Consider the following 14,819-nt stretch of genomic DNA (forward strand, 5'->3'; position numbering starts at 1 on the left):
GCTCATACTCCCCAAAACAATAATGAGAAGACGATAGAACATGCTGAAAAGAACACAGTTGTGTCTAGGATGTTTTTTAAAATTTGTTTACGTTTAAGTTTTCGCTGGCGTGTTTCATACGCTGGAAGGTCGTAAATAGGGGAATGTTCTTTTACGTTATTTTGGGTGCGCGAATGCGTAGAAGCGAATGGTTTCATTGGCTTTTCCTTTTGTGTTCAAGTTTTAAACCTGACACCATCACTTCTCACGGTAATGGTGACAGACTGAACAGGGGTGAGAATACCGCCACAAAAGGAAACGGCCAGCGCGAAGCTGCCCTATCCAGCCTGCCAAAAAAGGCATAGCCGAATTTTACGCAAAAAAACAGCCGCTTGCGCGACTTATTTGCGCCTTTTGTGTTCGTTTCAGGTTCTCACGCCTGACCACAGATTTTGCTGTAGTCCTAAAACTGTAACAGTGTTAAAGTGTTAATGTCAAGTGGCTTTATAAGAATTATTTTTTGGGGTGGTAGCTATTGTGAGTAGTTCTAACGAAATTATTGTTCATGCAATGATTATTAATAAAATCATTCGTGCGCAACATCAAAAAAGAGAAGATCGTAGTGCTCCTTTAATTAGAGGTAATTTACATTCAAATAATAAAAATACAAGAAAGTTGATTGATTTTTTAGAAGCACAACGAGAAAAGTATGGATCTGCAAGTTCACACGCTTCTAATTTCAGAGAGTCCCCTACCTTAAGTAATCTCTCTAAAGAATATTTTTTTGATGGAAAATTTTTAGAAGATAAACATGATACAGAATCAACGAACTTAACGGTCGAAAATATTCATGAAACGCAATGCCGTCGGTATATGGCAGTTATTACTCATGCTTTGGATCACCATGTTTATAATACGCCAGGGACAACAGGTGACCACGTACCAATTATAATTTATGAACAAAATGATATTTGTTATCTTTATATCGCACTGTTAAATGTACAAGATGATATAACGATTGATGAAAATACGGGCGAAATTTTAGATACAACAAGTTTGAACTCGAATACTTTTAAAATTGCTGTAAAAGTAAGTTTGAATGGTATGCTTGACCATTATGAAAGTATAAAAAATGGTTTGGATGAAACGCCTGCTAATTATGTCTGGTGGGTTCAAAAAGGCAAAGATCAAATTCCACAATACATCCAGCATTTTATTCCTGTTAAATATAAAATTGATGATGCTAAAACTACAAAACATTTGATGCTGACACTTAGGGGATATCTAGATACAAGTTCCTTTACCCCCGATGCTAGAGATGCTATTGATAAGTCAGTTTACAGTTTACTTAACCACAAAGCTGAAAAGAAAGAATCTGTTAACATCACAACTGATATCGATCCGATCATTACTACAATGGCGGAGCAGCTTGGAATAGACTTATCTACAAATTTGTTTAAAGACTATAGAATTGCAAATGGATTTCAGGATAATGAGGTTGGAAATGTATTCTATCCTGATAGTAAAGCAGTAAGAGGTTTAGGCCAGTTAAAATTTGATATCAATGTTGCAGGTAGTGAGCCAATAAAAATTTCTGGTATGCGATCGCATGCAGGTAATACTATAGATTTGAATAATGATGATCCGAGTAATCCATTTGTTCAAATTAAAGTTGAACCACGTGACGTGGAGGCGATTAGACAGAAATTAAACCAAGGTAACAGTAATGAATCAGAAGCGAGAGAAGATTGAGCTATTACTTGCTTTAAGTAGTGATCTCAAATTTGAAAATAACAGTATCTCTGGAACAGTATCACCTGTCACAGAGGCTGATGTTGCTCTAATTTCTGTATTTATTGAGAGAACTTTTGCAGATGACTTCACTTATCACAATATAATTCCTAGACAAAATGAAGCTAGCTCATTTAGATTGAATTTATTACAAGATTCAAAGAACTATGCGTCATATCAAAGTTATATTGAACATAAATTTGATGTCAGTAAAAAAGTTAATTTAGATGATACTGATATAATTTATGAAAATCTTGAGCGTGTGAAAAATGGTGAACGTGATTACATTCCTGAATTAACGTTATTTGCTCAATTTATACGTTGTCTTTCTGATAATTACTATCAGAAGAATAATGTATTAATTTTTTTCTCCAAAAACTATTGTGAAGTACCAATACAACCTAGAGCTGCTGAAAGATATATTGAACTAGTCAAGCTTTATCAAACAAATGATATTCTGCAAAAATCCTTAAAAATTTTTTTAGATTGGATTATGGAACAAAAAGTACAGTCCGAAGAAGGTACTGAGGTCCTAAGTGCGCATAAAAATGAATTGTACGTCATTATTGCTACAGAAATTATAGAAAATTTAGCATCCATTGATAAAAGTGAGAGGGTTTTTCATTTAATTAAAAATGTAGAAAACATTATTAATGATACTAGATCTAAATATAGTTTATATTTAGATGATTTTAAATATTCAAAATTTATTGAGAAAATAAATAAATATGCAGATGAATTTCTTGTAAAAGTAAATAAAATTATTTCCGATTTACAAACACAAGTTCTGGCTATTCCGCTTGCTGTTTCTGTTATTACTGTATTCAGAGCGGAAAGTACTGTTAATGAATATATCTATACAGGATTTTTGATTTATTTATTTATGGTTTTATATGCAAGTTTTCAGCAAGCATATAATTTAAAACATATTGAAATACAAATTAAACAATTTAATGTGATTTCAAAACTTCCAAAAGAATTAGCGTTCCAATGGACTAGTGAAATTGAACCTGTTAATAAAAAAATATTCTGGCATAAACTATACTTAGTAGTAGTTTCCTCTTTTATTGGTGTGTTAATTGGTATTTGTATTTTAAATATTCCAATGATATACGACTTTATATCTGGTTTGGATCAGATCGAGTTTAATTTATGGGTGATAGTTTTATTGTTTTTTATAAAAATTACAATATATGTATTTGATGAAAAACCTAATATAGAGAAATAAAAAGCCCCGAAAGGGGCTTATTTATTGGAGCTGAAAAACGTGTCACGCCACGTACAGCATATTGAATATTTTGCTGTCATCCTGTTGTTATTATAACCGTTTTTTTAAAACCATCCTACTGTGTGTAGAAATAATAAAGCACTGCCGATCACACCCAGCATAGCACCGACTAAAAAAGGATAGAGCCACATATTTTTATCCTTTACGCTTGGTTTGGGTTTGAATAAATGCACAGCTTGGTTTGTTATTTTGCTGAATTAAGCTTTCAATGCGTTTGGTATAACGGTCGAACAAGTACCATATGATGAGTACCACGGCAGCCAATAGGTTTACAACAATTAAAATCAGTGCAGTTTGTTGGTCCATTTTTATTTTTCCTTTGCTTATTAATCTTGTGATGTGCATTCAGGGCAGGGGCATTCGATTGGATCTGATGGTTCAGCGATAACGATTGGCATGGCGTTCTTCCAAACTTTTACATTCAATGCATAAAGTGACTGCACCTAGCTTTTGTCGTTCTGGTGGAATGTCATTACCGCATTGTTCACATTCATCAAGTGATGGTGTGCTGTAATCACGTGGTACCACGTGAACTTGATCCAATTGATTCTGTTGTGCGATATCGAATCTCTTAGACACATGCTCCCCCTTTTCCTTGTTTTGCTAATGACTTAGGAAGATGAATTTCAGGGTTTGGCATTGCAGAAGGGGATAGTTCAGCATCCCAAGTTAAAAAACCTTGAGCTGTAAAACCACAATGTAAATTGGTGCATTGACCGTATAACCGTTTTAAAAGTGGATCGACTTGTTCACTTGAACGGATCCAAAGAGATTCGCCGCAATGAGGGCATTTATTACTTATCGTACGTCCTGGTTTAGACATTTTTTGCTGCCTCTGCTGAATAAATAATATTCAACAAATATACAACAAAATTACGTTATATCTAAAGTTTCTATTGTAAAAGTTATTAAATATCGTTATTTTGTTTTTACCCATTTAATCCTGACTCCACCCCAAAGTCAGGATTTTTTTTTGTCCTATTTTTTGGCTTTGTCAATTTTTTCTTGCTCACGTTTTATGGCATTATTCGCGGTCTTTTTCGATTTATAGACATGGGTCAACTTTAAAGGCTTGGTCTGATCACCCGATGTGATTTTGACGGATTTTCCACCTTCACTGTAATAGGCAATGACACCGGTATAATCTGCATAATTTTTACCAGTGCGCTTTTTGGTTTTGGACTTTTCTTTTTCTTCTTCAGTCTTTTCTTCTTTGCCTTCAAACAGTGTCGATACATCATCGGCATCGGGCAGCTGAACTTCTAATTCAACTGAGGTGGTGAAGCCATTGTCATTGAGTGAATGGGTGACGTTTGTCCCTAACCAGATAATGTCATCAATTTCAGGTTTTAAGCCAATGAATTCGAATTCCTGTTCAGGGATTAAAGTTGGATCGCCAAAAGCTAAAGTATATGTCAGTTTTTGGGCAGTACGTTTACAGCGATTGTATTCCGCATTTGCTGCCAGTTCAGCGGTGGTTTTATCCCGATGCACATAGCGGATCTCTTTCATGTTGTCTTCACTGTCACCGACTACGACATGCAATTTTTTGGCTTTGTTTTCGGTGTAGTAATAGGCTTTGACGCCTGTGATATTGTCCGTACCTGTGCCATTGGTGTAGTTGTGCTGATCGCCCTTATTTCTGGTGATTTGCACACGTGGTAAGGCTAAACCTGAAACAGTTGTACTTGCACCACGTGGTAATAAAATCAAATGCCCATTCTTCACTGTGGCTATTGCGTCATTTTCATCGGCAATACGTGTGATGAGATTTGCATCAGATTCATTTTGAGCAATGTATTTAATTTGTTTTGTTGCGAATTTTTCATGAACAATGACTTTCAGTTCATATTCAGCACCAACCTTTTCAAATATTTCTTGAATGGTTTTGTCGCTCCAGCTGCGTTCACGCTTTTGTTTTAAACCTTCTGACACGTCATTGGCCATGGCAGAAATACTGAGCACATCTGGTGCGCCACGATGGGATGTGGAATCGACTTTGTATTTGCCTTTGTCGAATAAACCGGTATTGGACCAACCTAGCCACACCTGAATGATGGCACCTTTGGGTGGAATACTGAGCATGCCATCTGCATCATTCAGTTCGATGTCCACTGAATCCACCACAAGCCCACGATTGTCTTTGATGCTCAAAGACATTAAACGTGAAGCCATAAGGGATGAGATATCCACACCATCGACTTCAACTCTAAAAATGGGGTAAGGATATTCCGTCATTTTTTCAACAGAATTTAATGCCGTACCAACGACGTTCATGACTTTATTCAGCATTATAGAATCCTATTCAGTGCGCCAACACCCATTCCGATCAGGGTGCCTAATAAGGTCGGTTGCCAATCGCGTACAATGGTCAGTTTTAAAGTGAATTCAGTTTTACGTGCTGCACCATCTTTAAAGAAATAGGTTTTGGTTTCATCTAAATCATTGATGATGACTAAGCCATAAATTTTGCCTGTGCCTTCAATTAAGGTATATGCCTTGCCTGTATCGCCCATTTGTCTGAGCGTGTCTAATGTGACGCGACTTCCTGTCAATTCGTGGTAAATCACGCCTTTAAGTGTAATGACATCTTCACCTTTACCAATAAATTGATAAGCAGGGGAGTCTCCGACACGACTATTTGAAGGGTGTCGCCAATTGGTGACACGTTGCAGTTCTTGATATGACGCTGTTCGTAATGAGAAGACAAACAAGCCTAGAGCCATCATCATGTGTCTTTACTCCGTGTCTGTTAAAAATTTACGTTTTTTCATCTGCTGTTCTTCAGCCACTCGCTGGAGTTCCTGACGCATTGCTTCAGCCGTTCCTTTGACCACGGATCCATCTTTGACATGAATATGCACTTCAATCGTGTCTTGGCTGATATATGAACGTGGGTTATTGCGACCAACATTGATGGGTTTGACTGGCTTGGTTTGGGCAGCAGTATTGACCACACCTTGTGTGGCGGTGGATGTTGCTGCAATTGGTAACCCATTGGCATTTGAAATGCCGTTGGCCATGCCTTGCATGGTATAGCCACCAATGCCCATGAAGACACGTGAGGGTGAATGAATGCCTAGAATGCCCCGGGCTTTATCAATGACACCACTGACAGCACCTGTGATGGCATCTTTGACGGCATTCACTTTGGATAAAATACCGTTCTTGAGTCCTTCTAAAATCATGGCACCAAAGCCGGTGAACTTTGCTGGAAGATCTACACCGAACCATGACAGTACTTTGGCAAAGGCTGAATAGAACAGTCCGATTGGACTCCAATTGATGATCAGTGCTGATATGCCTTTAATGCCACCATTGAATGCGGTCTTGATGGTATTCCAAATGCCGACAAAGAATGCTGAGATCGGGGCCCAGTTTTTATAAATCAGGAAGGCAGCACCAGCAATGGCAAGAACAATCCATGTAATTGGATTGGTCAGTAACGCCATGCTCATACCTTTGGCAGCCAGTGCTACTACACCAAATGCTCGACCAACCATCATCATTGGACCAAAGATGGCGATTGCACCAATGGATAGGGCAGAAAGACCACCAACAATGGCAATAGCACCGACTGCAATTTTTGTTAGTGAACTGGATAAGGCTGGATTCGCTTGTGCCCAAGTCTGTACGGATTTTATTACACCAGTAAATTTCTCGGTAATACTGTTAACACCTGGTAATAGTTGATTGCCGATGGTAATTCCCAGTGCTGCCATTGCATTTTTTGCAAGAAAAATATTATTGGCAGTGGTTGCTGCTCGTGCTGCATATTCTTTTTCCATACTGCCAGCGTACTTTTGCTTATCTGCAACTTTCCCTAAATTGTCTTCAAGGGCTTTCATGTTGGTCAGCAAAGGTGAGATAGATCCAAGTGACTCAGAGCCGAATAATTCTTTTAACATGGCAGCTTGCTTGTACTTATCCATTTTTGAAATGGCTTTCAATACAGATAATGTGGTTCCTTCAGCATCCTTCTGCATGTCTTGAGCTACCTTTTTAGCATCCATACCTAATTCAATATAAGCATTGTGCTGTCCCTTTGTGGCAGACTCACCTGCAACCAAGGCAAGCATCATATTTTTAATACCTGTAGCAGCCACTTCTTCAGCTACGCCCATGCCACGGATTGTTGCCCCTAATGCGGCAATAGATCCAGAAGCAAAGCCACCGACTTCACCCAACGGACCAATACGTTGCACAATATCCATGATGCCTTTAGCCGCGGCAGGGGTATTGTTGCCTAGGTAGTTAATTTTATCCGCTAATGTTGTTACTTCAGATTGTGACATTTTGAATGCTGTACGCATTTCTGCCATTGCCTGTCCTGATTCTTCGGCTGTAATGTCGAAAGCTACACCCATCTTCACAGCTGTTTCAGCAAACTGAGTCAATTCATTTTTTGCAATACCAGATTGTCCACCTGCTGCATAAATAGCTGCAATATCTTTGGCGGCCATCGGCAGTCGTGTACTCATGCTGATAATATCGTTTTCCATTTGCTTAAACTGCTGTGGGGTATCAAAATCAACCACTTTTTTTACATCAGCCATGGCAGATTCAAAATCAATAGAAAGTTTAACTGGTACTGCTAAAGCAGCTGCACCAGCACCAGCGATCATGAGTCCTTTTTTTGCCATTTCATTGGCTTTGCCCATGCGTTCTTGCATTTTTTCGTATTTCTTTTGGGCTTCTGTATGTTTGCCTAAGGATTCTTTTTGTTTGTTTAACTCCATGGTGGTCAAATGAATCTTATTTTTTAGATCTGATTCTTCATCATTCAACCGATCCATCTGTATCCCGGCTTTGTTGAATTCTTGAGCCATGCCAGTGAGTTCTGTACGTTGGCTTTTTTGCACAGCAGTTAGGCGTTTATGGGCAGCTTCAGCACGTGCCAATGCTGTGACATTTTCCTGAACTTCAGGATTGATTTTTAATGCAGCTTTTAGTTCAGAAATGGTTTGTTTATTTTTGGCTAAAGCCTGTGCTGTCTTTTCAGATTGAGCGGTGAGCTGACGGAAACCTGAAATTTTACGCTGTTGTGCTTCAAGGTCCTTCAGCTCACCATTGGTTTTTTTGAGTGCGTCAGCCATTGTTTTAGAGCCACCAACGATGGTTTTCATTGGTCCTGTGAGTTTATCAACTGCTCCAAATAGGACTTCTAATTTTAGTTTTGACATTGGTGGACTCTTTTAAACAGTGGTTTGGTGACGCTTCAGCGCAAGTTGATGCCATTTACTTAATTCGATAATGTCCATGTCATCGTATGCGCTGGGTGGCCAATGGAAGATGCAAGCAATATTGGCAATCGCTTCATCTACGTCATCGACTAGTTTTATTGCTGATCCTCTTTGATCGCTTTCTGTAGATCCTTCGGGTACAAAAAAGTGACCAAGTGACCTCCAAGCTGTGCAAAGTCGACTGGATCTAGTTCAAGCACTTGTTGTGGCGTTAATGCTGGCGTGGTGACACGTGGTAAAACTTTGATTAATGCGTTTACGTCGTGCTGATAGATGGCTTGTAAACTGACACCGCTTAACGCTTTGACATTTGGTTTACGGATGGTGATTTCAGTAATGGTATTGCCACCAAATTGAATCGGTTGTTCTAGCTGAACGGTTTCTTGGTTCGGGTTTTGAATCAGTTGCTGATTTAATTCTTGATCTTGAGTATTCATGTCGCATTCCTAAAAGAGACAAATTAAAAAAACCTTGCACAGAACGTATCCATGCAAGGGTAGGAAAACTTAGAGTCCGATTGCTTTACGTTGTGCTTCGAGACGATCTTTGCCATCTACGACTTCTTTGAAGCCCAGCACGTCAATTTCGATTTCAACTTTGCCATTGACTGTGAGTTTGTAATAAGCACAGTTGGTCACGACTTTATGTTCAGTGTCTTCACCTGGTTCTGAGTCACCGCCATCAATTTCTTCATGACGACCACGAATCACGACTTCCACTGCATCGACTTCGCCTGTGTCATCACGTTGATAAGCACCAGCGAAACGCATATACACACCGTCGACTTTTTCCATACCGAACTGACGCAATGTGAGCAGGTCTAAGCCACCAAAAGTGGATTCAAGCACTAGGCCATCATCGCCCATGCCCATGTCCACTTTGATTGGTGCATTCATACCACCACCGCGATAGTCTTCCATCTTGCGTGTGAGCTTTGGCAATACGACCGTTTTAATTTCACCTAAGTAACTTTTACCTTCGTTAAATAGGTTCATATTTTTGAGTTTACGAGGAAGGCTCATGCATCAACTCCTATGCAGTGATCGTTGAAGCGAAGTCAGCCAAATAGCTGTCTTGAATACGCTGACGGAAGGTAAGGTCTTCAAGCGGTGGCACTGGGGTATAGTCATAGTCGATATACAATTTGCCGGCTTTGAGCGTGTCTTTTGAGTTTAGCTCTGGGTCATACCAAGCATCGCCACCGATCAGATAGCCTAGGCGTGTCCATTCACGTTGTTTGGCTTTGATGCCTTCCAACATGTCGTTGACCAATGAACCGTGCATTGGTTTATCAATGGCCCACATATGTGCTTCTGCAATCGTGTCGGCCATGATCTGTGCTGTACGTGTGTAGTTTTCAAAAGCAAAGAGTGGATCGTCTGAACAGGTGCGTGAGCCCCAGAAACGGAAGCCGTCATGCTGAATCAGTGTGGTGATTTCATTGCTGTTGAGATAGCCAGCATCGGTTGCAGGGTCTTGAAGGTCCCAAGTCACATCAGCATCGATACCGGTAACACCGTTGACTGCAACGTTTGACAGGGTTTTATGCCAACCGATTTCGTTGTCGATCTTGGCACGTAAGCCCATCGCCACTGCAACTGCAGGTACAGTTTCGGTTTGTGCTGTGTCGACATTGAATGCCACGAAGTTTGGCCAAATCACCATGAGTTCACGCGCTGCAAACGCATCACGATAGGCAACCACTTCTTCTTTGGTTTTGCATCCCCAAGCATAGACATAGGCAAAGGCACGAAGTTTTTTTGCAATGGTTGCAAGTTCAGTGGCAACGGCTTGGGTGTCCAGACCGGGTGCACCAATGATGCGTGGCTGTACGCCTAGTTTTGCTTTCGCTAATAGCAATGCTTTTGCACCGGTATATTTCCCAGTGGCATCTACGGTACCAATGACATTGGCTGTTTGTGCTGCTTCATCTTCAGCAGTGGCAACACGTACTACTACACAGATTGAATTTGCTTGATTGGCCATGGCTTGCAGTGCTGTTTTTAGTGTGCCTTCGGTACCGGCTTTTGCAACTGCAGCTTGGGTATTTGTAATAAGCACTGGCGTATTCAATGGGAAAACGGTTGCATCTGCATCTTCTGCAGTGGCAATGAGTCCTTGAACAGCAGTGGCAATGGTTCGGATCGGACGTGTCCCTTCGTTGATTTCAACGACACGCAGTCCGTGGTGGTATGAATCTGCCATAAAAAAAGCCTGTTTATTGAGGTTTTATTTCAGTAAACAGGCTTGCATGTGGATTAATAAAGCCCAAGTGCATGGGCTTGTATTAAGTGGGTTTTACAAAGTAGATACTTGTTAAAAAGTCATACTCAACTCCCAAAACTCATCAATTTCTAGATCTGTTTTTTCTAGAATGTTACGCATAACAGTAATGCTTTGATCATTGCGTTCAAAATACCCAGCATCTTTAAATCCAAGCATTGTGAGTTCGCGTGTATATTCATCTTTAATGAGCATTATTTGAGCTTCAATATCAGATGATTTGTAACCATATTCAAGCATTCCACGCATAAATTGATAGCGTGTGAGCTTTGGATACTGTGAACGCTTATACGCGAGTTTTTCTTCTTCAGTTAGATACTTTTCTGGAAAAAATAATCTATCTAATTCATTTTTAGTTAATGGTACAAAATCTTCTTTTATCAGATGATCCTGAACTTCATTGATTAGACCGTGAATTTCACCATCCGCATCTTTAAAATACTTCACCTGCATGATTAAAACTCCCACCAAAAATTTAAACCGATAGGCCACGATCCAGGGGCCCATTTAACCATGTATTCTGCATTAGGAGGGACTACAAAAGTAAATGCAAACATGCCAGTTTGTGGAAAATCGTAAGGAGATGTGTAAACAAGATCACCTATTTTTAATTTAAAATTTGCATCGTCTGTATCCCCAAGTGACATGACTACGATTAATGGTCTGTCGTAAGGATTTGTATAAGTTGCACCTGATATTCTGCTAGATGTGACGTTTACACCATTTCCGAATGCATTATTATTAAGCTTTTTGTCATTGAGCACCTTAACTTGAGCAGCGGTTGCGGCTTCACTTATGCTTGTGCTTGTTAGTGTGTTATTGAGTTTTACAGCACCCGCTGCACTTGTTGATGCAGCAGGAAGTCGCGCAACAGGTACAGTACCACTACTGATTTTAGAACCATCAATTTCAGTTGTTGAAATTGCAATGTTTGACGAACCATCAAACCCTGTTGCTGTGCCTGTTACCGCACCTGAAATTGCAATTGTTCGCGCTGTAGCTAGTTTTGTTGCGCTTGCAGCATTACCAGTAGTTGCAATAGAAGCTGTACCTGACAGTTTAGTTGCATCTAATGATGTGGTTGTAATCGCAACATTAGCAGATCCGTCGAATGAGGTTGCTGTACCTGTAACTGCACCTGAAATTGCGATTGTTCGCGCTGTAGCTAGTTTTGTTGCGCTTGCAGCATTTTCTGTTTTACCAAGCTTATTATCTTGCAGAACTTTTGCTTGTTTTGCTGAAACAGGCTTGGTTGCATCATTGGTTGTTAAGTTGTCTACGATTTCACTTCGATTAATGAAATTTTCTTGAGTCCAACTTTCAGTTGCATTAATTAAGTCACTTTCAATTTCAACAACTTTAAGTCGATCTGATTCAACATTGATGTAAGGCTTCAGACGATATGTATTCACAGTATCATCAGATGCTTCTTTAAAAGTTGGGGCTAATGAACCATTGCAGATTAAAACACCATCGAAATAAATACCAAATTCACGAATCCAAAACCCACCCACATTATTAGGTATAACCACATCAACAACAATACTATTGGTTAAAGTTGGATGTTTTTGTAATTTGTTGGCAGGTCTGCGATGTACTTCATTTACTAGTGCTGTACGTGTAGGGTCCGGTGTTGGGACTGAACCATTACCATCACCAAATGCAATTTGAATGTTTTCAAGTGCAGTATCAGATGTGATTAAGTCTGTAATCTTAGAACGCCCAAGATTAGTTAAAATATTGTAGTAATCGCTCATATTGATCTCGTATAACTAGATACCGTCACTGCTCGTTGATAACCAGTGGCAATATAAACTGGAACAGGTGAATTGGTCGTAAATTGAATGTCAGTAACAGGTCTTGATGCAGCTTTAGTCTCACCAACAAGACGATTGATTTCTGCTGTAGTATCAGAGTTGAGAGGTTTCCCAATTAAATCGATTTCTAATTTAAAAGTACCTGGTACTAAATTAGGCTCTACTTCAAACCATTCAATAATATTGACTTCATATCCAAACGGTTCTAAGGCTTTTTTAATTGCTGCAGGTGTGCCTTTTAATCGGTGCAAATCTCTCGATTCTTTAATGACTTTCCGCTTTAATTCTTCTTGCCAGTCATCATCCCAATAATCGACTGATTTTTGCCAAGCAATAAAAGGTAAAAATTGTGATGGCACATGATCAATATCTTTGATGATACGAATCGATGGTAAATCAAAAGCATCTTTACCTACTTCAGCAAGTTTTCGTTCTAGTTCTGTGGAATTTGGAGGGAGTAAAGTTTTCAAACTACACCTCCAACAGTAATATTTTTAGCAGTGCAGTATGGGTGGTGGTAACTATCCATCACCAAATCTGATGTCGGTGAAATAATCTCTACTCGTTCAATACCATCTACATGCAATGCAGCATAAATTGCAGATAGATAAATACTTTCACCGTTTTTTTGAGCATTTTTAATGTATTTATCTAAACGAATATGTGCTGCTTCAAGTAACAATGCATCCTCAGCATTTTTACCAACATATAGAGATGCTTCAATTTGGTAATTTGTTGCAATACTTGATTTGACGGTTGGTCTATCACCAACTGGTCGAACTGTATCTGGATCTAAAGAAGCTTGAACAATTTGAACCAGTTCTTCTGATGCTTCACCATTTTCACTATCGACTTGTGTAATCACAATGTCTAAAAAACACGGTGTTTCTTCATCTGATTTGACTTTAATTCCATCAACACGACCATCTGCTGATAATGTGAAATAACGATATCCATTTGTCGCACCAGCGGTATTCATTCCGTCATACGACAGTAGACAACGTTCACGTAATCGCTCATCAGATTCATAAACAGCTGGCAATGGTGGAGTGGCAGAAATGTCTTCAGGAGTTACGATTAAACGTGTTAATCCATATTCTGTGAGTGCTAAATGGTCTAAGTCTTCACCTTCAGCATAAGCAAGCAACAGCGAGCGTGCATCTGCATTGCACTTATTCTGATAGAGCATTTCTAAATAAGTGTTTTCCTGAAGTATTTTCACAACAGGTTCTGATTCACGTGAAAGAACTGAACGCCATTTCTGCTGTTCGGATGCTGGATATAACGCAATAAATTTCTCTTTGCGTGCGTTGAGCAGAGTTTCAAAATCCAATTCTTTAATGAGAGTTGGTGTTGGTAATTGAGAAAAGTCGACAATATTCATGATATAGCACCAAAGTTTAATGGGATGCTTAAAGACTCGTTCTGATTACTATTTATGATGTTTAATTTTAATTCCAAAATGAATCTACCTTGATCTAGCTGTTCAATTAAAATGGATTCAATATTTATTCGGTTTTCCCATTGAATTAGTGCTGTTGCACTAGCTGCATATAGTTGCAATTTAGTGACATCGTTAAATGGTGCATCAATCATTTGAGGTAGTAATGAACCATAGCTTCGACGCATGATTCGTGAACCAATGGGTGTAGTTAAAATATCTTGAATAGATTGGCGTATCTGTTCAGCTTCATTCTGCAAACTCAATCCTGTATATCTAGACATCATGGTGTAGGCCCTCCCGATGTACCAGATCCAGGTTGAACACCAGAAGTTTTATGGTTCTTCAGGCTGATATTGCCTGCAGTAACATCGGCTTCAGTACTAAATTGACCTGATGAATGACTAGATCCTTGTACTAACTGACTGCCTCCAACGGTATTGTTTCCTGTCATGGCGGTACTTCCATTGACTTGTAAATTTCCATTGATCGTCGTATCACCATTCACAGTGACTCCACCATCAGCAGTCAAAACGGCTGTGCCACCTGAAGGTAAAACAGCAGATAAATGATGGGCCGCAATGTCATAGGCGATGACACAGCCATCGGAAAACATACGAATTTTTTTGTTTAAATCATCAGAGGGCGCAGGGTGATCGTCGTTATAAAATCCATATAAAACAAAACTAGTTGGGCCGATATCACCACAGGGTGAAATGACCACACATTCTTCATTTTCCGATGGCATGTCCCAAGTTGCATCGTCACCAGAACGAATATTTAGGCAACGGATTTCTGGTGTCTCGATATCGCCTAAATTGACGATGACACGTGGAATAGGTTTAGACGGATTGATGGTCTTGACGGTTCCAAATCGAACAATATTTTCAAGACGACGGTTAGCATCTGCATTCATACAAACACTTTGCGTCAAGGGCTAAGCCATTTCAGCTGATGGGGCTTGTATTAAGTAGTTT

19 protein-coding genes are annotated in these 14,819 nt (G+C 39.5%); 2 read left to right on the plus strand and 17 right to left on the minus strand.

Annotation, left to right across the window (positions count from 1 at the left end; translation table 11 throughout):
- Nucleotides 1-2: 2 nt before the first annotated feature.
- Entirely contained in the window at nt 3-197 is a 195-nt protein-coding gene (locus HLH16_RS15800; RefSeq protein ID WP_250850277.1) for a hypothetical protein, read from the minus strand.
- A gap of 319 nt (nt 198-516) precedes the next feature.
- On the opposite strand from HLH16_RS15800, the gene HLH16_RS12845 reads away from it, so the two are divergent.
- Both HLH16_RS12845 and HLH16_RS12850 read left to right on the plus strand, forming a co-directional pair.
- Entirely contained in the window at nt 517-1,731 is a 1,215-nt protein-coding gene (locus HLH16_RS12845) for a nucleoid-associated protein (RefSeq protein ID WP_171529616.1), read from the plus strand.
- Complete coding sequence (locus HLH16_RS12850) at nt 1,706-2,998, plus strand: hypothetical protein (protein ID WP_171529617.1); 1,293 nt, start codon at nt 1,706-1,708, stop codon at nt 2,996-2,998. Before HLH16_RS12845 ends, HLH16_RS12850 begins: the two co-directional genes overlap by 26 nt.
- Before the next feature lie 195 nt (nt 2,999-3,193).
- On the opposite strand, the gene HLH16_RS12855 is transcribed toward HLH16_RS12850, so the two are convergent.
- From HLH16_RS12855 to HLH16_RS12930, 16 genes are all read right to left on the minus strand, one after another.
- Nucleotides 3,194-3,364, minus strand: coding sequence for a hypothetical protein (locus HLH16_RS12855; protein ID WP_004670216.1), 171 nt, complete (start codon nt 3,362-3,364; stop codon nt 3,194-3,196).
- Between the two features lie 72 nt (nt 3,365-3,436).
- Nucleotides 3,437-3,637: a TraR/DksA C4-type zinc finger protein gene (locus HLH16_RS12860; RefSeq protein WP_171529618.1), complete on the minus strand. Its 201-nt coding sequence runs from the start codon at nt 3,635-3,637 to the stop codon at nt 3,437-3,439.
- Nucleotides 3,630-3,881 carry an Ogr/Delta-like zinc finger protein gene (locus HLH16_RS12865; RefSeq protein WP_004670219.1) on the minus strand — a complete coding sequence of 84 codons (252 nt, stop codon included), beginning with the start codon at nt 3,879-3,881 and terminating at the stop codon, nt 3,630-3,632. Before HLH16_RS12865 ends, HLH16_RS12860 begins: the two co-directional genes overlap by 8 nt.
- Before the next feature lie 155 nt (nt 3,882-4,036).
- Nucleotides 4,037-5,350, minus strand: coding sequence for a contractile injection system protein, VgrG/Pvc8 family (locus HLH16_RS12870; RefSeq protein WP_171529619.1), 1,314 nt, complete (start codon nt 5,348-5,350; stop codon nt 4,037-4,039).
- Nucleotides 5,350-5,790: a phage tail protein gene (locus HLH16_RS12875; protein WP_151839274.1), complete on the minus strand. Its 441-nt coding sequence runs from the start codon at nt 5,788-5,790 to the stop codon at nt 5,350-5,352. The genes HLH16_RS12870 and HLH16_RS12875 overlap by 1 nt, the downstream gene beginning before the upstream one ends.
- A gap of 6 nt (nt 5,791-5,796) precedes the next feature.
- Entirely contained in the window at nt 5,797-8,241 is a 2,445-nt protein-coding gene (locus tag HLH16_RS12880) for a phage tail tape measure protein (RefSeq protein ID WP_171529620.1), read from the minus strand.
- A gap of 12 nt (nt 8,242-8,253) precedes the next feature.
- Nucleotides 8,254-8,400, minus strand: a complete 147-nt coding sequence (locus tag HLH16_RS15880; protein WP_350644072.1) for a GpE family phage tail protein — start codon at nt 8,398-8,400, stop codon at nt 8,254-8,256.
- Complete coding sequence (locus HLH16_RS12890; RefSeq protein WP_133387604.1) at nt 8,397-8,738, minus strand: phage tail assembly protein; 342 nt, start codon at nt 8,736-8,738, stop codon at nt 8,397-8,399. The genes HLH16_RS15880 and HLH16_RS12890 overlap by 4 nt, the downstream gene beginning before the upstream one ends.
- Before the next feature lie 69 nt (nt 8,739-8,807).
- Complete coding sequence (locus HLH16_RS12895; RefSeq protein ID WP_171529621.1) at nt 8,808-9,323, minus strand: phage major tail tube protein; 516 nt, start codon at nt 9,321-9,323, stop codon at nt 8,808-8,810.
- 10 nt (nt 9,324-9,333) lie between these two features.
- Nucleotides 9,334-10,506 (minus strand): phage tail sheath protein, encoded by a 1,173-nt coding sequence (locus HLH16_RS12900; RefSeq protein ID WP_171529622.1) that lies wholly within the window; start codon nt 10,504-10,506, stop codon nt 9,334-9,336.
- A 111-nt stretch (nt 10,507-10,617) separates the two neighbouring features.
- On the minus strand, nt 10,618-11,037 hold the full coding sequence (locus tag HLH16_RS12905; protein WP_171529623.1) for a hypothetical protein: 420 nt from the start codon (nt 11,035-11,037) through the stop codon (nt 10,618-10,620).
- Nucleotides 11,038-11,039: 2 nt separating this feature from the next.
- The gene (locus tag HLH16_RS12910; RefSeq protein ID WP_171529624.1) at nt 11,040-12,341 is read right to left on the minus strand and encodes a phage tail protein; all 1,302 of its coding nucleotides are present in this window, start codon (nt 12,339-12,341) and stop codon (nt 11,040-11,042) included.
- Nucleotides 12,338-12,871: a phage tail protein I gene (locus HLH16_RS12915; protein WP_171529625.1), complete on the minus strand. Its 534-nt coding sequence runs from the start codon at nt 12,869-12,871 to the stop codon at nt 12,338-12,340. Before HLH16_RS12915 ends, HLH16_RS12910 begins: the two co-directional genes overlap by 4 nt.
- Nucleotides 12,868-13,785 carry a baseplate assembly protein gene (locus HLH16_RS12920; RefSeq protein WP_171529626.1) on the minus strand — a complete coding sequence of 306 codons (918 nt, stop codon included), beginning with the start codon at nt 13,783-13,785 and terminating at the stop codon, nt 12,868-12,870. The genes HLH16_RS12915 and HLH16_RS12920 overlap by 4 nt, the downstream gene beginning before the upstream one ends.
- Nucleotides 13,782-14,129 carry a GPW/gp25 family protein gene (locus tag HLH16_RS12925; protein ID WP_171529627.1) on the minus strand — a complete coding sequence of 116 codons (348 nt, stop codon included), beginning with the start codon at nt 14,127-14,129 and terminating at the stop codon, nt 13,782-13,784. Before HLH16_RS12925 ends, HLH16_RS12920 begins: the two co-directional genes overlap by 4 nt.
- Nucleotides 14,126-14,758, minus strand: a complete 633-nt coding sequence (locus HLH16_RS12930; protein WP_171529628.1) for a phage baseplate assembly protein V — start codon at nt 14,756-14,758, stop codon at nt 14,126-14,128. Before HLH16_RS12930 ends, HLH16_RS12925 begins: the two co-directional genes overlap by 4 nt.
- Between the last annotated feature and the right edge of the window lie 61 nt (nt 14,759-14,819).

The sequence above is a fragment of the Acinetobacter sp. ANC 5378 genome, assembly GCF_013004315.1.
GTDB lineage: Bacteria > Pseudomonadota > Gammaproteobacteria > Pseudomonadales > Moraxellaceae > Acinetobacter.